Genomic DNA, 21,767 nt, shown 5'->3' with positions numbered 1-21,767 from the left:
ACGCAAATCAAGATCGACTGCGGCGCGTCAGCCGCGCGACCGCTCCATCTCGAGCTCGGCCTTGAGGTTGTCGAGATCGCGGTAGATCGAAGCAATCGCGAGCACGCGGCCGTCCTTGCGGTACTTCAACAGGCAGTCCTTGCCTCCGATGCTGCCGTCGATCGCGACCTCGTCAAAGCTCTCGGCGTGGCCGACATAGTTGATCGGCACGTCGTAGTGTTGCGACCAGAAGAACGGCACCGCGTCGAAGCGCTCGCGCTTGCCGAGCATGTTGCGCGCCGCGGTCTGGCCCTGGCGTTCGGCAACGACCCAATGTTCGACGCGGATGGTTTGCCGGGAATGCGGATCGGGCCAGCGCGCGATGTCGCCGGCCGCGAAAATGCCGGCGACACTGGTCTCGAGATATTCGCTCACGCTGACACCGCGATCCGCCGCAAGGCCGGCGTGCTCGGCCAGCGCAAGGCGCGGCTTGACGCCGATGCCGACCACGACGAGGTCGGCTTCGATGACAGCTCCACTCTTCAGCGTGGCGCGGGTGCCGTCGAGCTTTTCGACTGTGTCCTTGAGATGAAAGATCACGCCGTTCTCTTCATGGAGCGACCGCACGAAGTCGCCCATCTCGGAGCCGAGCACCTTCTGCATCGGCCGCTCTTCCGGCGCGACCACGTGCACCTCGATCTTGCGTGCCCGCAAGGACGCCGCGACTTCGAGGCCGATGAAACTGGCGCCGATTACCAAAGCGCGCCTGGCACTCTCCGCGGCCTTGATGATGGCGCGGCTGTCGGCGACGGAGCGCAAGGTGTGGACATGCGGCTGGTCGGCGCCCGGGATCTGCAGTTTGACGGGCTCGGCGCCGGTCGCGAGCAGCAGCCGGTCGAACGGAAGCCTGTCGCCATTGCCGAGCGTGACGTTGCGCGTCTTCGCATCGATGGCGGAGACGTCGGTGTTGAGCCTGAGATCGATGCCCGCGTCCTGATAATAGTCCTGACCCCGCAGCGGCAGCCAATCCTCCGGTGCGTTGCCCGCGAGATAATCCTTGGAGAGGTTGGGCCGGTCGACCGGCATCGCGCCGTCATCGCTGAGCATGGTGATGGCGCCGGCAAAGCCCTCGCGCCGGAGCGTCTCGGCGGCCGCGAAGCCGGCTGCGCCGCCGCCGACGATGACGAATTTCTCCGGTGTCGGCGCGTTGCGATGAGCGGTCGACGGCTTTGGCGCCTCGCGCTTGCGCCGAACGATGATGTCGTCCCGATCGCGCGCGACCTCCCACACCGCCAGCGCGTTCAGGGCCGGCGGGCGGGTGGCTTCGCCCGTGCGCAAGGAGAAGCAGGCGTGATGCCAGGGGCAGCGGATGGTGTCTCCCACCACCAGGCCCTCGGCGAGCGGCCCGTGGTAATGGCTGCAGGCCGGCTCGATCGCAAAGATCTCGCTGCCGGCCTGCACCAGCAGGACGTCCTCCTCGCCGACATGACCGAGCAGTTTGCCATCCCTGAACGCGGTCAGCGACACGCCTTTGCTCAGGTCGGGTCCGCTCGGCTTGTTGTTCTCGGTCATGGCGCCGTCTCCTTGAGCAGTCGCGGGTCAATCGTCCGAATTGGCGAGCCCCAACAGTTCCTGGCGCGTCAGCGCATTGTCGCGGAATACGCCCAGCATGCGGCTGGTGACGAGATCGGTCCCGGGCTTGTGGGCGCCGCGCGTCGTCATGCAGTGATGCGTCGCCTTGATGATGACGCCGACGCCTTCAGGCTTGAGCACGTCGTTGATGGTATTGGCGATCTGCGCGGTCATCTTCTCCTGGATCTGGAGGCGCTTCGCGTAGATGTCCACCACGCGCGCAAGCTTGCTGATGCCGACGACACGGCCCTGCGGGATATAGGCGACCCAGGCGCGGCCGACGATCGGCGCTATGTGGTGCTCGCAATGGCTCTCGAAGCGAACGCCGCGCAGCACGATCATCTCGTCATAGCCTTCGATCTCCTCGAAGGTCTTTTGCAGGATTTCCGTCGGATCCTGCGCATAGCCGGAAAAATACTCTTCGAAGGCACGTGCGACCCGGTCCGGCGTGTCACGCAGACCGTCGCGCGCGGGATCGTCACCGGCCCAACGGATCATGGTTCGGATCGCCTGCTCGACCTCCGGCCTGTCAGGCCGTTCGACCGGCGCCTGCGCCACCGCGACACGTTCCAGCTTGCGCACTTGTGACTTCATCGAGATCCTCCCCTGCAACGCGCCGCATACAGAAGCGGCTCCTCAGCTTGGACGGCTGCAATCGCAAAAGGTTCCCAGGATCAGGAAAAATCGGAGGGATGGCAGACAAGCCGGCCGGCCGGACGAGAAAGGGCCTTTATGAGGCCGCTTTCCGGACCTCGACCACCGCCTGCGCCCATTCGGCCGGCCGCTCCTGCGGCAGGTTGTGGCCGGCATCGGCGAAGACACGCCGCTCGAATGGGCCCTCGAACTTGCGCGCGTGATGGGCGGTGCCGGGATTGACGCCGTCGCTGTCGCCGTCGATCGCGATGGTCGGGACGCGGATCGGCGGTTGGCCCGCGAGCTTCGCCTCGATCGCGGCATAGGCGGGGTCGCCCGCGACCAGCGCGTAGCGGTGGCGGTAGGAGTGGATCACGACATCGACGAAGTCAGGATTGTCGAACGACACCGCGCTCCGTTCGAACGTCGTGTCGTCGAACGCCCATTTCGGCGACCACATCGCCCAGAGCTGGCGGGCAAAGCCACGCCGGTTGCGCTCCAGCGCGCGGCGGCCGCGCTCGTTGTGGAAGAGATATTGGTACCAGAGCGCCGCCTCTTCCGGCGGCGAGGCCGGCTCCATGGCGCGGGCGATGTTCTGGATGTTGTAGGAGTTGCCGGAGACGAGGCCGACAACGCGCTCCGGATAGAGCGCAGAGACCACGCAGGCCGCGCGCCCGCCCCAGTCATAGCCGCCGACGACGGCACGCTTGATGCCGAGCGCGTCCATGAAGGCCAGCAGATCCGCGCCGAGCGCCGCCTGCTCGCCGGAGCGCGGCGTGTCCGCGAAGCGAAACCGCGTCGGCCCATAGCCACGCAACCAGGGCACCAGCACCCGCGCGCCGGCCTCGGCAATGATCGGGGCGGCCTCGGCATAGGCGTTCACGTCATAGGGAAAGCCGTGGCCCATGATGCAGGGCCAGCCGTCCGGCGCGCCGTATTCGTGATAGGCGATGTCGAGGATGTCCGTGGTGACGGTTTTTTGTTGCATGATTTGCTCACGGAGTTGCGCGGTCGTAGGCCGGATGAGCGAAGTGATATCCGGAATCTGGCGCGGCCGGCCACGGATGTCGCTACGCTTATCCGGGCTATAGGGCTATCTCTGCGGGCCGGATAGCGAGATGTCGCGCTCGGCGCGGAAGACGTTGCTGTAGAGGTTGGCGATCCATTGCCGGCCGATCTCGGTCTTGTTGAGGTAACCGATCTCGGTCTGGATGTGCGGTGCGACGCTGTTCCAATAGAATTGTGGATAGCGGTTCACGATGTCGGCCGGTGAATCGTAGCCGAGCTGGCGATTGATGCCGACTTCCTCGAACTCGTAATAGAGCGCGTTGGCCTTGCGCAGATAGTTGGGATCGCCGAGCTGGCCGATGAAATCGGCGGCGCGCAGGATCGAGGCATCGACGTCATACTCATGGCCCTCCTGAGCCGGAAAGCGCGTTCCCTCGATAGCGCGGGCGATGCGTTCAGGATCAAGACCGGGAATGTGCTGCAGCCGCCGCGAGACATAGAGCTTCGAGCGGTCGACGTGATACATCATCAAGCTGGCGTCGGAGGCACCACGCGGCAACGAGATCTTGGTGTCGGCGGCATCGATGACGAAGCCGTCGATGTCATCCTCCTCGAACAGCCCGCGGACATAGCCGATATCGTGGGCGAGGCAGGCGATCAGGACATGGACGTAGTCCTCGGCCGTCAGGTGGGTATGGAGATTTCGGCCACTGAGGATCGAATGGCCCGCCAGCGTCACCAGCATCGTATGTTCGATATTATGGTAAAGGGCATCGCTGTTACCGATGCATTCCATCGCGGTGCGGGTTGCGCTCTCGACCATGCTTGCAGCGGTCTCGCCGTACCGACGCCGCATAAACGTACCCAGCAGCTTCTCCAGGGATTCAGCCGCCAGTCTCGGCAACGTCATCATGGATGCAGCCCCGCGTGTCGGTGGTGTCCCATGTCAGCTCCCGAAGTCTCGTTCTTGTCCTCGACGCAACGACCCAGCATAGCCCATCTTGGGCCGAGTGACCAAACCCCCGGGAACGCGATTACGGAAATATGTTACCGTTGTGCTATGCAAGATCGCGGTTGCGGTGAAGGCACGGCACACCCCGGCGGCGAGCCCGGCCGACGAGGCCGCGTTTATTCCACCATCACCACGTCCACGGCGACGCCGAGCTTCTGCTTCGGCGAGCCGACGATGATGCCGTCAACCGGCGAGACGTCCGAAAAGTCGCGCCCGACCGCAAGCACGATATGGTCGTTGGCAATCAGCAGATCGTTGGTCGGGTCGAAATCGACCCAGCCAAGCTCCGCCCCGCACCACAGCGACACCCAGGCATGGGTGGCATCGGCGCCTTGCAGGCGGGCCTGGCCCGGCGGCGGAATGGTGCGTAGGTAGCCGCTGACATAGGCTGCCGGCAGACCGAGCCCGCGCAGCCCTGCGATCATCACATGGGCAAAGTCCTGGCAGACGCCGTGTCGCTTGTCGAAGACCTCGTCCAGCGGCGTCGAGATCACCGTCGCCTTGGGGTCGTAGCGAAACTCGGTGCGGATGCGATGCATGAGATCGACCGCGCCCTCGAGGATGCCCGCGCCCGGCGCAAAGCTCATCCCCGCATAGGCGCTGACCGGACGCAGCACCGGCACCAGCGGGCTCGCGAAGACATAGCCGACCGGCGAGGACGGCCCGAGGCTGGTCGCCTCGAAGGCGATGTCGCGGATGCTCTCCCAGCTCGGGCTGCCCGCATCGCGCGTCGGCGGCTTACGTGACACGGAGACACGCGAACGCGAGTCGATCCGCAAATTGCGATGCGCCGCTTCGATCACCACACTCTCCGTCAGAGTGCCGAAGAAATCGCGCCGGACGTGGCGCTCGGCGGGACGCGGGCGGATATCGACCTTGTGCGAGATCAGCTCCTGGCCGCCGCCGCTCCTCGGCTCCAGCCGCAGCGTGCAGCGGGCGAAGCTGACCGGATTCTCGTACTCGTAGGTGGTGACGTGACGGATGTCGTAGATCACGCCAGCCCCGTCAGCTTTTCCGGCCGGGCGGCATTGGGGCCGTGCGGGAAGTAGTGCTGACCGATCGCCTCGGCGAGGCTGAGCAGGTCCTGCTCCAGCGCGAACAGCGACTTGACCTCGAGCTTCTCGGCCTCCGCGGTCGCCAGCATCGCCTGCATCGCCACCGCAAGGCGCTGCGGCTTCTCGATCAGGCCGTGCTCCTTCAGGCTCGGCAGCGCGGCGATGTGCTCGTTCAGCGTCGTCACCTGGAACGCCACCGAACGTGGATTATAGCCGTCGAGCACGGCAAGGTCGCGCACCGGCGCCAGGATCGGCGCCAGCAGATAGCGCGAGCGATAGGTGATCTGGCAATCCACCAGCGTCAGCAGGATGTCGAGATCCTCATCGCCGGCCTCGTCATAGGCGAACTGGCGGGTGAAGCGCGTGGTGTTGATGGCGCGCTCGGTGCGGCGGCCGATGTCGAGAAAGCGCCAGCCGGCGGCGCGGTTCATGTTCTCCTGCGCCAGCCCTGCGAGGCTCGCGAGTTCCTGCAAGGTCAGCTCGGCCGCGCTCAGCACGCCGTCGTCGCCCTCGACCTGGTAGGCCAGGCGCTCGGCCATCTCGGTGATGACCTGCCAGGCATCGGGCGACAGCCGCTCGCGCAAGGAGGTCGCCGTGCGCTGCGCCGCGCGCACCAGCGACAACGCCGAGCCGAAACGTTCCGCGCTCTGCAACGCTTCGGCGGTGATCCGCCCGGGCGCGGCGCGCGAGGTTTGCGAGATCGCGCCCCAGGCCACCAGCAGGCGCTGGATGCGTTCGCCAGATTGCAGCGAGGCCGCGGTGCCCTTGTTGGGCCCGCTCGGCGAGCCCAAAGCGCGCACCAGCCGCAGCGTCGCCTCGGCGCGTTCGAGATAGCGGCCGAGCCAGAACAGATTGTCGGCGGCGCGGCTCGGCAGCACGCCGGCGATGCGGCGGATGCGGACCTTGTCGGTCGCCGGCAGCAGCGTCGCGGTCGAGACCTGCTTGTCGGAGACCACCCAGACGTCGGCGGCGCGCGCGCCGTCGCCCATCGACACCGCGCGCGCATCCGGCTGCTCGGCGATGCGACAGAAGCCGCCGGGCATGATGGCCCAGCCGTCGGGCGTCGCCGCCGCGAACACGCGCAGCACGAAGGGCCGCGGCGTGATCTGGCCCTGCTCCCACACCGGCATGGTCGACAGCCGCACCACCTCCTGGCCGACATAATCCATGCCGCGTGCGGCGATGGCGTCGATCAGGCGCTGGCGGTCGCTCGCATCCAGCTCGCTCGCGAGCACCGGTCCCGCGCTGTCGAAACCGGGCACGCCGCGCCGGTAGGCGCCTTCGATCGCGACCTCGTCGAGCCGCGACAGCACCTCCTCGCGCGCGCTGCGCTGGCCGCACCACCAGGTCGCGATGTGCGGCATCTTCAGCTCTTCGCCGAGCAGGCGGCGGCTGAGCGCCGGCAGGAAGCCGAGCAGCGCCCGCGCCTCCAGCACGCCCGAGCCCGGCATGTTGGCGACGACGACGCCGTCCTTGCGCAGCACGTCGATCAGGCCGGGCACGCCGAGATGCGAGGAGGTGTCGAGCTCGAGCGGATCGAGCGAATTGGAATCGACCCGGCGCAAGAGCACGTCGAGCCGCTTCAGCCCGGCGACGGTGCGGATGTGGACGCGGTTGTCGCTGACCGCGAGATCGTCGCCCTCGACCAAGAGGAAGCCGAGATAGCGCGCCAGCGTCGCATGCTCGAAATAGGTCTCGCTGAAGCTGCCGGGGGTGAGCACGCCGATCCGGGGCTCGTCGCGGTCGGCGCGCGCACGAAGACTGTCGCGGAACGCCTCGAAGAACGGCGCGACGCGCGGCACGTTCATCGACTTGTAGAGGTCGGAGAAGGCGCGCGAGAGCACCAGACGGTTCTCCAGCGCGTAGCCCGCCCCCGACGGCGCCTGGGTGCGGTCGCCGAGCACCCACCAGCGGCCGTCGGGTCCGCGGCCGACGTCGGCGGCATAGATCGACAGATAGCGCCCGCCCGGCGGCGGCACGCCGCAGACGGGGCGGAGATATTCGGGACTGCCGGCAATCGCGGCCGCCGGCAGTGCGCCTTCCGCGACCAGCCGGCCCTCGCCATAGATGTCGGCCAGCACCAGTTCGAGCAGCTCGGCGCGCTGGGTGATGCCGGCGCAAAGCTGCTGCCAGTCGGCCTCGTCGATCAGGAGCGGCAGATGGCTGATCGACCACGGCCGGTCGGCGCTGTCGCCGGGCGCACGGTAGGTGACGCCGGCCTCGCGCAGATGGCGGTCGGCCATGCCGAAGCGACGCTCGATCTCGTCGGGCGCGAGCGCGCCGAAGGCATCGAAGAAGCGGCTCCAGACCGCACGCGGGGCGCCGTCGGGGCCCAGGAACTCGTCGGGGATGCCAGGCAAGCGGCGATAGTCGCGGACCCATTGGGCAAAGCGGCGCTGGCCTTCACGCTGGCCTTGCGCCCTACCCGCCTTGTCCTGCTCGGCTGCGCCCTCGCTCATGCGCCTCTCCCTGCCCCACCATCATACTCATTGCAGGAGCGGGGTCCGCAAGTCGAGGGTCAGCGGAAACTCATTTGTGCGTTCCTCGGGCGGCGGCTGGACCGGCCCCGGCGTATGGCCGTGGTCCTGGAAACGCGCCAGCCGCCGCGCCTCGGCCTCGTAGGTGTTGACTGGCTTGGTGTCGTAGCTGCGGCCGCCGGGATGGGCGACGTGGTAGACGCAGCCGCCGAGCGAGCGGCCGTTCCAGGTATCAATGAGATCAAAGGTCAGGGGCGCATGCACCGGAATGGTCGGGTGCAGGCCGGAGGCCGGCTGCCACGCCTTGAAGCGGACCCCGGCCACGGCCTCGGAGGAGCGGCCGGTCGCGGTCATCGGCAGGCGGCGGCCGTTGCAGGTGACGATGTGGCGACCCTCGACGAACCCTTCGGCCTTGACCTGAAGCCGCTCGACCGATGAATCGACATAGCGCACGGTGCCGCCGGCCGAGCCCTCCTCGCCCAGCACGTGCCAGGGCTCCAGCGCCTGACGCAGCTCCAGCGTCACGCCGCCATGATGGACGCGGCCGAAAGCGGGGAAGCGGAATTCGAGCTGGGCCAGATACCATTCCGGCTCGAACGGATAGCCGAACTGCTTCAGCTCGGTGAGAACGTCGAGAAAATCCTCCCAGATGAAATGCGGCAGCATGAAGCGGTCGTGCAGCGCCGTGCCCCAGCGCACGAACTTGCCGGCCTGCGGCTCGCGCCACATCTTCGCGATCAGCGCGCGGATCAAGAGCTGCTGCGCCAGCGACATGCGCGGATCGGGCGGCATCTCGAGCGCGCGGAATTCGACGAGGCCGAGCCGGCCGGTCGAGCCCTCCGGGGAATAGAGCTTGTCGATGCAGATCTCGGCGCGATGGGTGTTGCCGGTGATGTCGACGAGCAGATGCCGGAACAGCCGGTCGACCAGCCATAGCGGCGTCTGGGTGCCCGGTGGCGGCACGTGCGAGAGCGCGATCTCGAGTTCGTAGATGCTGTCGTGGCGGGCTTCGTCGATGCGCGGCGCCTGGCTGGTCGGGCCGATGAACAGGCCGGAGAAGAAATAGGACAGCGACGGATGCCGCTGCCAGTGCAAGACCAGACTCTTGAGCAGATCGGGCCGGCGTAGGAACGGCGAGTCCTGCGGCGAGGAGCCGCCGACCACGACGTGGTTGCCCCCACCTGTGCCGGTGTGGCGGCCGTCCACCAGGAAGCGGTTGGCGCCGAGGCGAATCTTGGCGGCATCCTCATAGAGCCCGACGGTGATGTCGACCGCCTCACGCCAATTCCTTGCCGGCTGGACGTTGACCTCGATCACGCCGGGATCGGGCGTCACCTTGATGACCTCGACGCGCGGATCGAACGGCGGCGGATAGCCCTCGACATGGACCTGGAACTGCATCTCTTCCGCTGTGGCTTCGAGCGCCGTGATCAGCTCGAGATAGTCCTCGATCCGCTCGACCGGCGGCATGAAGGCGCAGAGCACGCCGTCGCGGACTTCGATCGACAGCGCAGTACGCACCGGAACAGACGTGTTGAGATGCTCGGGCTCGACCCGCGGCGGCGATTCCGGGCGCGCCGGAAGGCTGAACACCGGCAGCTTGCCGCGCGCCTCCATCGGATCCCGCTCGATAATGTAGGGATATTGATTGGGCGGGACGTAGCCGAGCGAGCCGAGCGGCAAGCGCAGGCCGAGAGGCGAATCGCCGGGCATCAGGAACAGATGATTGCGCCGGAGAGCCCAACGCTCGCTGCGCCAGCGCGGCGGCGCGTTCCAGCGCTGCACCGGCAGCACGAAGCCGCGCGGCGTGTTGAGGCCCTGCTCGAACACGCGCGCCATCCGCGCGCGCGCTTCCGGATCGGACAATTTGGAGTCGGACGGATCGACGTTGACGGGCAACTCGGCTTCCTTCTGGAGCCAGTAGGCAGTGTCCTCGTAAGCCGGGATGATGTAGCCGGGATCGAGCCCGAGCCGTGCCACCGTACCCTCCATGAAGGCCTCAGCATCCTTCGTCTCGGCGCGCCGCGGATTCCCGATCCTGGCGATCAGGTCGGCATTCTTCCAGATCGGCACCCCGTCCTTGCGCCAGTACAGGCCAAACGCCCAGCGCGGCAGGCTCTCGCCCGGATACCATTTGCCCTGGCCGTAATGCAGAAGGCCGCCGGACGCGAAGCGCGTGCGCAGGCGGCGGATCAGATCGTCGCCCAGCGCGCGCTTGGTCGGGCCGACGGCCTCCGTGTTCCACTCGGCAGCTTCGAGATCGTCGACCGAGACGAAGGTGGGCTCGCCCCCCATGGTGAGCCGCACGTCCTGCGCGGCGAGATCGCCGTCGACCTGCTCGCCGAGATCGTTGAGCCGCGCCCAGGATTCGTCGGAGAAAGGCTTGGTGATGCGCGGCGCCTCGCGAATGCGGCGCACGCTCATGTCGAAGGCGAACTCGACCTCGGCAAAGCCGGCGCTGCCGGAAATCGGCGCAGCCGAGCGGTAATGCGGCGTGGCGGCGACCGGGATGTGGCCCTCGCCCGCGAGCATGCCGGAGGTCGCGTCGAAACCGATCCAGCCGGCGCCGGGCAGATAGACCTCGGCCCAGGCGTGCAGGTCGGTGAAGTCGTTCTCCACTTCCGGCGGTCCCTCGATCGGATCGATGTCCGGGCGGATCTGGATGAGGTAGCCGGAGACGAAGCGCGCGGCGAGCCCGAGATGCCGGAAGGTCTGGATCAGGAGCCAGGCGGAGTCGCGGCAGGATCCGGCGCCCGAGGCGAGCGTCTCCTCCGGCGTCTGCACGCCCGGCTCCATGCGGATGATGTAGCGGACCTTCTTCTGAAGTTCGCGATTGAGCTCAACCAGGAAGTTGACGGTGTTCGGAGCGTCCTGCGGGATCGAATCGAGATATTTCGCAAACAGGCGATCGGGCTTGATGGTCTCCAGATAAGGCGCCAGTTCGGTCTTCAGGTCGTTCGGATAGTCGAACGGAAAGCTGTCGGCATAGGGCTCGACGAAGAAGTCGAACGGGTTGACCACGGTCATCTGCGCCGTGAAGTCGACCTCGATCTTCAATTCGGTCGTCTTCTCCGGGAAGACATAGCGGGCGAGCCAGTTGCCTTGCGGATCCTGCTGCCAGTTCACGAAATGGTTGGCTGGCGTGACCTTGAGCGAATAGCTCATGATCGGCGTGCGCGTATGCGGCGCCGGCCGCAGGCGGATGGTCTGCGGGCCGACGTCGATCGGGCGATCGTATTTGTAGTGCGTGACGTGGTGTAATGCGACGTAGATCGACACGGGGTGCGATGCTCCAGCAGCTTTTTTGAGCAGAACACCTGATGTCAGCGCGATCAAGCACTAACAACGGGCAGGGCGTGCCTAGGAAGTATCCCGTCAGCCCGGCGGGCGAACTACGATGTCGGAGTTTGGCGCTCTGAACCTTCCGCGGCGTCATGGCCGGGCTTGTCCCGGCCATCCACGCCCTTCGCTGCAGTATCAAAGAACGTGGATGCCCGGGACAAGCCCGGGCATGACGACCTCTTGTGGGGCCACGCAATTACCCTCTTCGCGCGGCCCTACGCCGCCGACGTCAGCCGCTGCAAAAACTGCGTCACCTCGCGCCGGAGGGTCTCGACTTCGCCGTGGACGCGTTCGGAGGCGCTGTTGACGCGGCTGGCGACGCGCCCCGTATCGGCGGCGGCTTCGCTGATGCCTGACACGTTGGAGGACACTTGCGAGGTGCCGACTGATGCTTCCTGGACGTTGCGGGCGATCTCGCGGGTCGCGGTGCCCTGCTCCTCGATCGAGGCGGCGATGCTTGCGGTGATACCGTCGATCTCTGCGATGGTCTGCGCAATCGCCTCGACGGCTGCGACCGAGTTGGTGGTCGATTGCTGCATCTCGCCGACCTTGGCGCTGATCTCCTCGGTGGCCTTCGCGGTCTGGTTGGCGAGGCTCTTGACCTCGGAGGCCACGACGGCGAAGCCGCGGCCGGCCTCGCCTGCCCGCGCCGCCTCGATCGTGGCGTTGAGCGCCAGCAAATTGGTCTGCTCGGCAATTTCGCTGATCAGCTTGACGACGTCGCCGATCCGCAGCGCGGCATCCGCGAGGTTGCGAATCTCGCTGCCGGCACGATTGGCCTCATCGACGGCGCGCCCGGTGCTCGTGGTCGAGCCGGCCACCTGGCGGCTGATCTCGGCGATCGAGGATGCGAGCTGTTCCGCGGCGCTCGCCACCGTCGCAACGTTGTTCGACGCCTGATCGGACGCACTGCGCATGCCGGAGGTCTGACGGTTCGTCGTCTCCGCCGCCGCCGCCATCTGGCCGGCATCGGATTCGAGGTCGGTTGCGGCGCTCATCAGGCTGCCCGCGACTTCGTCGAGATGAGTGCCGAACTGCTTTGCGAGGCCGGCGATCTCGACCACGCGGCGACCGAGGCTGTCGGTGCCGGCATTGATGACGGTGGCCGAGCGGCGGAACGAACCGGGCAATCCGCGCGCGAGGATCTTGCGGAAATACTTGCCGCGGCTGGCATAGTCCATCGATGCCGAAGCCTCGCGGACGAAGGCGTCGGCGATGTCGAGCATGTCGTTGACCGACGTCTGGATGGCGCCGATCCGGCCGGCCTGGCGCTCGCTCAGGATCCGCGCTTCGAGATCGCCGCGCGCCGCCTTGCGGCAGACATCGGCGACCTCATCGACGGCCACCGCCGTGCGATGCTGACACCAGAGCGCGTAGCCGAGCAGCAGGATCGCCGCGCCGAGCGGCGCTGCACTGATGATTCCGGTCCAGCCGAGCAGCGAGAGGACGAACGCGATGCTGGCGAGAAGGCACGCGACTGCGGTCGCTCCCTGCGCCTTAGAGAGAGAGCACAAATTCATCGTAACCGACACCGTTTTGCTTGAGCAGACCGACCATCATTTCGAAGCTCGCACGCATGCCGTCCTTGGCATTGGCGTGGCGCGCCTCTTCCGCGCAGAGCGCCTTGTAGATCGGTTTGATTTTCTCGACCGGCGCCGGATCGGGCCTGCGTCGATTGGAATGATAGCCGATGATGTTGCCGTGATCGTCGAGCGTCGGGGTGACATGGGCGAACACCCAATAGTGGCTGCCATCTGCCGCTAGATTGACGACGTAGGCGAAGATTTCCTGCTTGGCCTGGAGCGTATCCCACAGCAGCTTGAAGACGCAGCGCGGCATGTCGGGATGGCGGATCAGGCTGTGGGGCGCGCCCATCAGCTGCTTCCAGGGGTATTTCGCCATGCGGAGAAAGACGTCATTGGCGTAGGTGATGCGGCCTTTGAGATCGGTCTTCGATACAATCAGCTCCTCCTCACCGAGGAGATTTTCCACCCCCGTGGGACGTATCGCTTGCATCGGTTCGATCCTTAAAGGCCGGCCCACCACGCTGTGGAGCCGCATCGCCCCCTGTCTACGGCAACAGTGTTAATCAGGTGTAAGCCGCGGATCCCCAGCGAAGGAACCTCGCCTCCGTATCATTACGTAGCGAACGATCGGTGCAATTCGCGCAACCACACGCGCCGCTCATCGGCCGCGCGTATCCCCCAATGACACGCAATTGCATGTGTGGTGCGCGAAGCGCGGCTACATCGTCGCGCCGAGCACCCAGGGCGCGAACTCGGCACCGCCGAAATCAAAGCTCTCGCTCTTGGTCGGCTGACCCGAGGCCGTCTTGAGGATGAGATCGAAGATGCGCTGGCCGCATTGCTCGACGCTCTCCTCGCCTTCGAGGATGGTGCCGCAATTGACGTCCATGTCCTCTTCCATGCGCTTGTACATGGGCGTGTTGGTGGCGAGCTTGATCGAGGGCGCCGGCTTGCAGCCGAACACGCTGCCGCGGCCCGTGGTGAAGCAGACGAGATTGGCACCGCCGGCGACCTGCCCGGTTGCCGCGACAGGGTCGTAGCCGGGCGTGTCCATGAAGACGAAACCCTTCTTGGTGATGGGCTCGGCGTAACGCAGCACCTCGACGAGGTTGGTGGTGCCGGCCTTCGCCATCGCACCGAGCGATTTTTCAAGAATGGTGGTGAGGCCGCCGGCCTTGTTGCCGGGGCTCGGATTGGCGTTCATCTCGGCGCCTTCGCGCTCCGTGTATTCGTCCCACCAGCGCATCAGGTCTACCAGCTTCTCGCCGACCTCGCGGCTGACGGCGCGTCGCGTCAAGAGATGCTCGGCGCCGTAGGTCTCCGGCGTCTCCGACAGGATCACGGTGCCGCCGTGGCGCACGATGAGGTCGCTCGCAGCTCCGAGCGCGGGATTGGCCGATACGCCAGAATAGCCGTCCGAGCCGCCGCATTGCAGGGCCACGGTGAGCTCGCTCGCCGGCACCGTCTCGCGCTTAACCTTGTTGGCGTCAGCCAGCGCTTCGCGCACGAAGGCGATGCCTGCCTCCACGGTCTTGCGGGTACCGCCGACCTCCTGGATGTCCATCGCGCGCAGGCGTCCTGCGAGCTTCTGCTCCTCCATCAGACCACCGATCTGGTTCACCTCGCAGCCGAGGCCGAGCACGATGACGTGGGAGAAATTGACGTGGCGCGCATAGCCGCCGAGCGTGCGGCGGAGCAGCGCCAAGGGCTCGTTCTGCGTCATACCGCAGCCGGTCTTGTGAGTCAGCGCGACCACGCCGTCGACATTGGGGAAATCGGCCAGCGGATTGTCGCCGGTGAAGGGATTCTTCTTGAAGACGTCGGCGACGAGGCTTGCGACATGCGCGCTGCAATTCACCGAGGTGAGGATGCCGATATAGTTGCGCGTGGCGACGCGGCCGTCCGGGCGGCGGATGCCTTCGAAGGTCGCCGGCAGGTCGAAATTCGGCGTCGGCTTGACGTCGGCGCAATAGGCATAGTCTTTTGAAAAGTCGCCCATGCCGATGTTCTGCACGTGCACGTGCTGGCCCGGCGCGATCGGAATGGTCGCAAAGCCGATGATCTGGCCGTAGCGGATGACGGGCTCGCCCACCGCGATCGGCTTGATCGCGACCTTGTGCCCGGAGGGGATGCGCTCGACCGTGGTCACGCCGTCGGCGACGACGGTGCCGGGCGGCAGGCTGGCACGCGCGATCACCACGCCATCATCGGGATGCAGGCGGATGACGGGGCTGATGGTCATGGATATCTCCTGTATCGAAATGATCGTGCCCCGGACGCAGCGCAGCGTGAAACGATGCGCTGCTGATCCGGGGTCTGGTTGTTACGTCATGCGCTTCGTTAGCGACCGGGTCCCGGCTCTGCGCTGCAGCGCTTTGCGCTGCAACGCGTCCGGGACACGAGATCAGGCCTTCCCGCCCGAATCCTTGCGGGTCGCGTTGACCTGCATCTTGGCGTAGGTCGTCATCAGGCCGACCTCGTTCGACAGCGTCACCAGCTTGAAGCCCATGTTGATGGCGCGCGCTGCGCCTTCGGCGCCGCTGCAATGGATGCCCGGGTTGAGGCCGCGCTTGCCGCATTCCTTGATGATCTTCTCGTAGATCGCGAGGATCTCGGGCTCGCTGCGGTCGAGCTTGGGCTCGAGGCCGTAGGAGAAGCCGAGATCGGAGGGTCCGATATAGACGCCGTCGATGCCTTCGACGTCGAGGATCGCTTCCATGTTCTCGACCGCGGTCTTGGTCTCCATCATCGGCAGCAGGATGGTGTCGGCATTCGCGGTCTTCTGATACGAGCCGGCGGTGCCGTACATGCCGGCGCGGATCGGGCCGTTGGAGCGCACGCCCTGCGGCGGATATTTGGAATAGGAGACGAGGTTCCTGGCTTCCTGCGGCGTGTTGACCATCGGGCAGATCACGCCATAGGCGCCGCCATCGAGCACCTTGCCAATGATGCCGGGCTCGTTCCAGGGCACGCGGACCATCGGCGTGACCGGATGCTTGTCCATGGCCTGGAAGCACTGCACCATCGAGAGATAGTCCTGCACGCCATGCTGCATGTCGACGGTGACGCTGTCGAAGCCGCATTGCGCGATCATCTCGGCCGAGAAGCCGGAGGGTATAGCGAGCCACGCGTTGACCACGGCCTTGCCCGACTTCCAGATTTCCTTGACCTTGTTCGCCACGTTGCCTTCCTTCTTTGTTGTTTGGACCGTGTTATTTGGACCTTCGTCACCATGACGAGCGCCGCGACAGCACGACCCGCTGTTAGCGCGAACCGGAGCGCCGCGCCACGCTCGCAATGACGCAACGCCTATGCGCTCGCGCGCTGGATACTGACTTCGCTGACGCCGACCCCGCTAGCGGCGCTCACTATTGCCGCCCGGGTGTCGCCCGGCAAGGGGACGCCGTTTCGAGGCCGCTCTGTCACGATTTTCCGCCCCGGATCGCCCGGAATCGGCCGACCCCGATCCCACCGCCAGCGTCGTCCACCTTCGAATCGACGTCAAACCGTCGCCCGACGCCCCCGGTTCCGGCCGTCATGCCGCTCACTCCTCGGCATTGGCCTCCTCGCTTGCGCCAAGCTCTGCAAGACTCTGTTCGAGCGCGCCGAGCATCTCCTGCAATTCGGCGAGCTTGCGTGCACCGAAGCGTCGCGTGATCTCGGCATAGATCGCCTCCGATGTCGGCGCCACCGAGGCCATCAGCTTCACGCCCTCTTTCGAGATCGAGACCATGCTGCGACGCTGGTCCGCCTTGGCGGTCTTGCGTTCGATCAGATTGCGCGCCTCGAGATCGCGCAGGATGCGCGACAGGCTCGGTCCAAGCAGGAACGCCGTGCGCGCGAGTTCCGTGACCTCGACGGCTTCAATGGCCGCCAGTGCACGCAGGATGCGCCATTGCTGCTCGGTCAAGCCGTGCTCGCGCAGCGAGGGACGAAACTGCCGCATCACCGCTTCGCGGGCCCGCAGCAGCGACATCGGCAGCGAGCGCGAGAAATCGCGCATCGGCACCTGTCTTGCGGTAGGTCCTGCGGCAGGCGCGCTTCCGTTGGCCGGATCAGCCGGTCTCTTCACCATGATGCCCTTTCAAACCGCAAAACGTTTGCAGTGCAGCAAGCCGAAATCGTGTTTGACGCATTCATTTAACATGTTAAGTATCTCCCGGCACCCCAATTTGTAAGATCACAAATGGCGCTTTCCAACGACGATATCCAAGCTTGCGCGAGGCGTCTGCACGAGGCGGAGAAGACCCGCGTGCAGATCCGGCAGCTGTCGCAGGATTTCCCCGGCATCACGATCAACGACGCCTACGCGATTCAGAAGGCCTGGGTCGACGTCAAGATCGCCGAGGGACGCATCGTCAAGGGCCACAAGATCGGCCTGACCTCGAAGGCGATGCAGAGCGCGCTCAATATCGACGAGCCCGATTCCGGCGTGCTGCTCGACGACATGTTCTTCGCCGATGGCGGGATCATTCCGACCGAGCGCTTCATCGCCACACGCGTCGAGGCCGAGCTCGCCTTCGTCATGAGCAAGCGGCTCGCGGGGCCGGGCTGCACGCTATTCGACGTACTCAACGCCACCGATTTCGTGGTGCCGGCACTTGAAATTCTGGACACCCGCATCGAGCGCGTCGATCCCAAGACCAAGGCGACGCGAAAGATCTTCGACACCATCGCCGACAATGCGGCGAATGCCGGCATCGTGCTCGGCGGGCGGCCGATCCGCCCGCTCGACGCAGACCTGCGCTGGATCGGCACGCTCTGCTTTCGAAACGGCCAGTTCGAAGAGACCGGCCTTGCCGCTGGCGTGCTCAATCATCCGGCGACCGCCGTCGCCTGGCTCGCCAACAAGATCGCGCCGCTCGGCCTTGCGCTCGAACCGGGTCAGGTCGTGCTTGCCGGCTCCTTCATCCGCCCGATCGAGACCCGCAAGGGCGACACAATTCAAGCCGATTATGGCGCCTACGGCTCGGTCAGCTGCTACTTCGCTTAGACGCATAAAAATACAGGGAGTGAAACCGCGGTGCCGCATTTCACGATTGAATATTCGGCCAATCTCGATGGCCGCCTCGATATCGCGGCGGTGTGCGAGATCGTGCGCAAGGCGGCGGTCGAGACCGGCATCTTCCCGCTCGGCGGCATCCGCGTCCGCGCCATCAGGTGCGAGCACTATGCGATCGCTGATAACAGGCAAGACTATGGCTTTCTCGACATGGTCCTGCGCATCGGCGAAGGCCGCGACCTTCCCACGCGCCAGAAAGCCGGCGAGCACGTCTTCCAGGCACTCTCCCGCCATCTCGATCCCGTCTTCGCTGCCAGCAAGTTCGCTTTGTCGTTCGACATGCAGATCAACGACAAGGACACCAGCTGGAAGCGCAACAACATCCACGACGCCCTGAAAGTGGAAGCCGCCCATGGATAAGCCCAGCCCGAAAGCCGATGTGTTCCAGGCCAACCGCGACCGCGTCGCGCCGCTGCTGAAGAAGCTGCGCACTGAGGGCATCGGTCACATGATCGACGGCAAGACCGTTGCCTCGATATCAGGCGAGACGTTCGAGACGAAGTCACCGGTCGACGGCACGACGCTCGCGAGCGTCGCGCGGGGCACTGCCGAGGACATCGACCGCGCCGCAACCGCCGCGGCGCTCGCCTTCAAGTCCTGGCGCGACATGGGCCCGGCGATGCGGAAGAAGCTGCTGCATCGCGTGGCCGACGCGATCGAGGACAATGCTGAGGACATCGCGGTGCTCGAATGCATCGACACCGGGCAGGCCTATCGCTTCATGGCCAAGGCCGCGATCCGCGCCGCCGAGAATTTCCGCTTCTTCGCCGACAAATGCGCTGAGGCGCGCGACGGCCTCAACACGCCGAGCGACGAGCACTGGAACGTCTCCACCCGCGTGCCGATCGGCCCGGTCGGCGTGATCACGCCGTGGAATACGCCGTTCATGCTCTCGACCTGGAAGATCGCCCCTGCCCTCGCTGCCGGCTGCACGGTCGTGCACAAGCCGGCCGAATGGTCGCCCGTCACGGCCAGCATCTTGTCGAAGCTCGTCAAGGAGGCCGGCGTTCCCGACGGCGTGCTCAACACCGTCCACGGTTTTGGTGAAGAGGCCGGCAAGGCGCTGACCGAGCATCCCGCGATCAAGGCGATCGGCTTCGTCGGCGAAAGCGCGACGGGCTCGGCGATCATGATCCAGGGCGCCCCGACGCTGAAGCGCGTGCATTTCGAGCTCGGCGGCAAGAACCCCGTGATCGTGTTCGACGACGCCGATCTCGACCGCGCGCTCGATGCCGTCGTGTTCATGATCTACTCGCTCAACGGCGAACGCTGCACGTCATCGAGCCGTCTCCTGGTTCAGGCCGGCATTGCGCACAAGTTCACGGAGAAGCTCACCGCGCGCGTGAAGGCGCTGAAGGTCGGCCATCCGCTCGATCCCTTAACCGAGATCGGACCGCTGATCCACGAACGGCATCTTGCAAAAGTCTGCTCCTATTTCGACGTCGCGCGCCAGGATGGCGCTGTGATCGCCGTCGGCGGCAAGGCCCATGACGGCCCGGGCGGCGGACATTATGTCGAGCCCACCCTGGTCACCGGCGCGCACGGCAAGATGCGGGTGGCGCAGGAGGAGGTGTTCGGCCCGTTCCTCACCGTGCTGCCCTTCAAGGATGAAGCAGAAGCCATCGCGATCGCCAACGACATCCGCTATGGCCTGACCGGCTATGTCTGGACCAACGACGTCGGCCGCGCACTGCGCGTCGCCGACGCGCTGGAGGCCGGCATGATCTGGCTGAATTCGGAAAATGTCCGCCATTTGCCGACGCCGTTCGGCGGCATGAAGGCCTCCGGCATCGGCCGTGACGGCGGCGACTACTCGTTCGATTTCTACATGGAAACCAAGCACGTCTCGCTGGCGCGGGGCACGCACAAGATTCAGAAACTGGGAATTTGAGTCATTCCGGGGCGTGCGAAGCACGAGCCCGGAATCCATAACCACAAGCCGGGGTTATGGATCCCGGGCCTGGCCCTACGGGCCATCCCGGGATGACAAGCCGAAAGAGGGGAAACGCAAATGCCCGTACCGCAACACATCTTCGAGCCGCCGTTCAACATCATCCGCTCCAGCCACGTCGTGCTCGACGTGACCGATTTGAAGCTGAGCCGCGAGTTCTACGAGACCATTGTCGGTCTGAATGTCGAGGACGCCGACGACAAGGTCGTGTACCTGCGCGCCGCCGAGGAGCATCAGCATCACTCGCTGGTGCTGCGCAAGGCGGCCGTGCCCGCCTGCGCGCGGCTCGGCTTCAAGGTCGGCAACGACGGAGATCTCGACAAGGCCGCCGCGTTCCTGTCCGAGAACGGCCTTTCTTACGCCTTCGTCGACCAGCCCTTCCAGGGCCGGACCCTGCAGTTCACCGATCCCTTCGGCTTCCAGATCGAGCTCTATGCGTCGATGGACCGGCGGCCGCATCTGCTGCGCCGCTACGACCTCTACCGGGGCTGCCATCCGCAGCGGCTTGATCATTTCAACGTCTTCGCCGCCGAGGTGCAGGACACCGTGGAGTTCTACGCCCGGCTCGGCTTTCGCCTCACCGAATACGCCGAGGAGGATGGACCGAACGGGCGCATCGCCGCGGCCTGGATGCATCGCAAGGGCAATGTCCACGACTTCGCGATCACCAACGGCAAGGGCCCTCGCCTGCACCATTTCGCCTACTGGACGCCGACGGCGATGAACATCATCCATCTCTGCGACGTCATGGCGTCCCAAGGCTTTGTGAAGAACATCGAGCGCGGCCCCGGACGCCACGGCATCTCCAACGCATTCTTCCTCTATGTCCGCGATCCCGACGGACACCGGCTCGAGCTCTACACCAGCGACTATTTCACGGGGGATCACGACCACGAGCCGCTGCGCTGGTCGCTGCGCGATCCCCGCCGCCAGACGCTGTGGGGCGCCCCCGCGCCGCGCTCCTGGTTCGAGCAGGGCTCGCCGTTTAGCGGGCAGGCCGTGCGTGAGCCGAAGTTTGTCGCGGACGTGCTGGTTGCGGATTGATGCCCATGACCTGCCGAGCTTCTCTTCCTGTCGTCCCTGCGAACGCAGGGACCCATAACCACAGGGAGGCGTTTTGCGAAGATTGGTCGTTCGGGATCGTCACCGTGCGCTATCGATGGATCACGCGGTATGGGTCCCTGCGTTCGCAGGGACGACAAGAGAGATAGACTGCCTATGAAACTCCCTCGCCTCGCTACCTATTCCGTCAAGGGCGATGCCCGTTATGGGGCCGTCCTCGAGGGCGGCATCGTCGACCTCTCCACACGTTACGCAAAACACTATCCGACGCTGCGCGAGGTGATCGCGGCCGGAAAGCTCGCGAGCCTCGCCGAGGAAGCCGCCAGCCGCGCGCCGGACCACGCGCTCGATGACATCACCTGGCTGCCGCCCGTGCCCGCGCCGGAAAAGATCATCTGCATCGGCGTCAACTATCCCGACCGCAACGCCGAATACAGGGATGGCCAGGACGCACCGAAATATCCGAGCATGTTCATGCGTTCGCCCCGCTCCTTCGTCGGCCACGAGACGCCGCTGGTGCGCCCGCGTGCGTCCGCGCAGCTCGATTATGAGGGCGAGATCGTGCTGGTGATCGGCAAGCAAGGGCGGCATATTCCGGAAAGCGCTGCGCTCGATCACATCGCCGCGCTGACGATCTGCAACGAAGGCTCGGTGCGCGATTGGCTTCGGCATGCCAAGTTCAACGTGACACAGGGCAAGAACTTTGATTCCAGCGGCAGCCTCGGCCCATGGCTCGTGCCCTACCTGCAGGAATCGCAGATCGCCGATGTCAGGCTCACCACGCATGTCAACGGCGAGCTCAGGCAGGACGATCGCACCAGCCGGCTGATGTTCTCCTTCCGCTACCTCATCAACTATATCTCCACCTTCGCAACGCTCGTTCCCGGCGATATCATCGTCACGGGCACGCCGACCGGCGCCGGTGCCCGATTCGATCCGCCGCGTTACCTGAAGCCGGGCGATGTCATCGAGGTCGCGGCCGAAGGCATCGGCAGCTTGCGAAATGGCGTCGTCGACGAGGCCTAACA

At 65.6% G+C, this 21,767-nt stretch carries 17 protein-coding genes; 5 read left to right on the top strand and 12 right to left on the bottom strand.

Annotated elements, in window-relative coordinates:
* Positions 1 to 27 precede the first annotated feature (27 nt).
* The 12 genes from XH81_RS24455 to hpaR all read right to left on the bottom strand — a co-directional run bounded on the left by XH81_RS24455 (position 28) and on the right by hpaR (position 16,739).
* A complete protein-coding gene (locus tag XH81_RS24455; protein WP_038971566.1) occupies positions 28 to 1,551 on the bottom strand; it encodes an FAD-dependent oxidoreductase in 1,524 nt (507 codons plus the stop codon).
* Between the two features lie 27 nt (positions 1,552 to 1,578).
* Positions 1,579 to 2,205, bottom strand: coding sequence for a GTP cyclohydrolase I FolE (folE, locus tag XH81_RS24450; RefSeq protein WP_028143232.1), 627 nt, complete (start codon positions 2,203 to 2,205; stop codon positions 1,579 to 1,581).
* A gap of 136 nt (positions 2,206 to 2,341) precedes the next feature.
* Positions 2,342 to 3,232, bottom strand: coding sequence for an alpha/beta fold hydrolase (locus tag XH81_RS24445; RefSeq protein WP_028143233.1), 891 nt, complete (start codon positions 3,230 to 3,232; stop codon positions 2,342 to 2,344).
* 105 nt (positions 3,233 to 3,337) lie between these two features.
* Positions 3,338 to 4,165 carry a hypothetical protein gene (locus tag XH81_RS24440; protein WP_028143234.1) on the bottom strand — a complete coding sequence of 276 codons (828 nt, stop codon included), beginning with the start codon at positions 4,163 to 4,165 and terminating at the stop codon, positions 3,338 to 3,340.
* A 215-nt stretch (positions 4,166 to 4,380) separates the two neighbouring features.
* Positions 4,381 to 5,259, bottom strand: a complete 879-nt coding sequence (locus XH81_RS24435) for a transglutaminase family protein (protein ID WP_028143235.1) — start codon at positions 5,257 to 5,259, stop codon at positions 4,381 to 4,383.
* On the bottom strand, positions 5,256 to 7,778 hold the full coding sequence (locus XH81_RS24430; RefSeq protein WP_028143236.1) for a circularly permuted type 2 ATP-grasp protein: 2,523 nt from the start codon (positions 7,776 to 7,778) through the stop codon (positions 5,256 to 5,258). The genes XH81_RS24435 and XH81_RS24430 overlap by 4 nt, the downstream gene beginning before the upstream one ends.
* Positions 7,779 to 7,805: 27 nt before the next feature.
* A complete protein-coding gene (locus tag XH81_RS24425; protein WP_028143237.1) occupies positions 7,806 to 11,075 on the bottom strand; it encodes a transglutaminase family protein in 3,270 nt (1,089 codons plus the stop codon).
* Between the two features lie 278 nt (positions 11,076 to 11,353).
* Complete coding sequence (locus tag XH81_RS24420) at positions 11,354 to 12,658, bottom strand: methyl-accepting chemotaxis protein (protein WP_028143238.1); 1,305 nt, start codon at positions 12,656 to 12,658, stop codon at positions 11,354 to 11,356.
* A complete protein-coding gene (locus XH81_RS24415) occupies positions 12,636 to 13,154 on the bottom strand; it encodes a PAS domain-containing protein (RefSeq protein WP_028143239.1) in 519 nt (172 codons plus the stop codon). Before XH81_RS24415 ends, XH81_RS24420 begins: the two co-directional genes overlap by 23 nt.
* 228 nt (positions 13,155 to 13,382) lie before the next feature.
* Positions 13,383 to 14,906 (bottom strand): UxaA family hydrolase, encoded by a 1,524-nt coding sequence (locus XH81_RS24410; protein WP_028143240.1) that lies wholly within the window; start codon positions 14,904 to 14,906, stop codon positions 13,383 to 13,385.
* A gap of 162 nt (positions 14,907 to 15,068) precedes the next feature.
* Positions 15,069 to 15,845: an HpcH/HpaI aldolase family protein gene (locus XH81_RS24405; protein ID WP_008549964.1), complete on the bottom strand. Its 777-nt coding sequence runs from the start codon at positions 15,843 to 15,845 to the stop codon at positions 15,069 to 15,071.
* A gap of 363 nt (positions 15,846 to 16,208) precedes the next feature.
* Positions 16,209 to 16,739: a homoprotocatechuate degradation operon regulator HpaR gene (gene hpaR / locus XH81_RS24400; RefSeq protein WP_028143241.1), complete on the bottom strand. Its 531-nt coding sequence runs from the start codon at positions 16,737 to 16,739 to the stop codon at positions 16,209 to 16,211.
* Between the two features lie 111 nt (positions 16,740 to 16,850).
* On the opposite strand from hpaR, the gene hpaH reads away from it, so the two are divergent.
* The 5 genes from hpaH (at position 16,851) to XH81_RS24375 (ending at position 21,765) form a co-directional block, all read left to right on the top strand.
* The gene (hpaH, locus tag XH81_RS24395) at positions 16,851 to 17,657 is read left to right on the top strand and encodes a 2-oxo-hept-4-ene-1,7-dioate hydratase (protein ID WP_028143242.1); all 807 of its coding nucleotides are present in this window, start codon (positions 16,851 to 16,853) and stop codon (positions 17,655 to 17,657) included.
* Between the two features lie 30 nt (positions 17,658 to 17,687).
* Positions 17,688 to 18,086, top strand: coding sequence for a 5-carboxymethyl-2-hydroxymuconate Delta-isomerase (locus XH81_RS24390; protein WP_028143243.1), 399 nt, complete (start codon positions 17,688 to 17,690; stop codon positions 18,084 to 18,086).
* A complete protein-coding gene (gene hpaE / locus XH81_RS24385) occupies positions 18,079 to 19,617 on the top strand; it encodes a 5-carboxymethyl-2-hydroxymuconate semialdehyde dehydrogenase (RefSeq protein WP_028143244.1) in 1,539 nt (512 codons plus the stop codon). The genes XH81_RS24390 and hpaE overlap by 8 nt, the downstream gene beginning before the upstream one ends.
* A gap of 120 nt (positions 19,618 to 19,737) precedes the next feature.
* The gene (gene hpaD / locus XH81_RS24380; protein ID WP_028143245.1) at positions 19,738 to 20,721 is read left to right on the top strand and encodes a 3,4-dihydroxyphenylacetate 2,3-dioxygenase; all 984 of its coding nucleotides are present in this window, start codon (positions 19,738 to 19,740) and stop codon (positions 20,719 to 20,721) included.
* Positions 20,722 to 20,895: 174 nt separating this feature from the next.
* Complete coding sequence (locus tag XH81_RS24375) at positions 20,896 to 21,765, top strand: fumarylacetoacetate hydrolase family protein (RefSeq protein WP_271596392.1); 870 nt, start codon at positions 20,896 to 20,898, stop codon at positions 21,763 to 21,765.
* The last annotated feature ends 2 nt before the right edge of the window (positions 21,766 to 21,767 follow it).

Origin of the sequence: Bradyrhizobium sp. CCBAU 25360, assembly GCF_028128695.1 — a bacterium.
In the GTDB taxonomy this organism is placed as follows: Bacteria; Pseudomonadota; Alphaproteobacteria; order Rhizobiales; family Xanthobacteraceae; genus Bradyrhizobium; species Bradyrhizobium ottawaense.
Note: the sequence above shows the minus strand (reverse complement) of the source record. Positions and strands in the feature narration are given on the sequence as shown.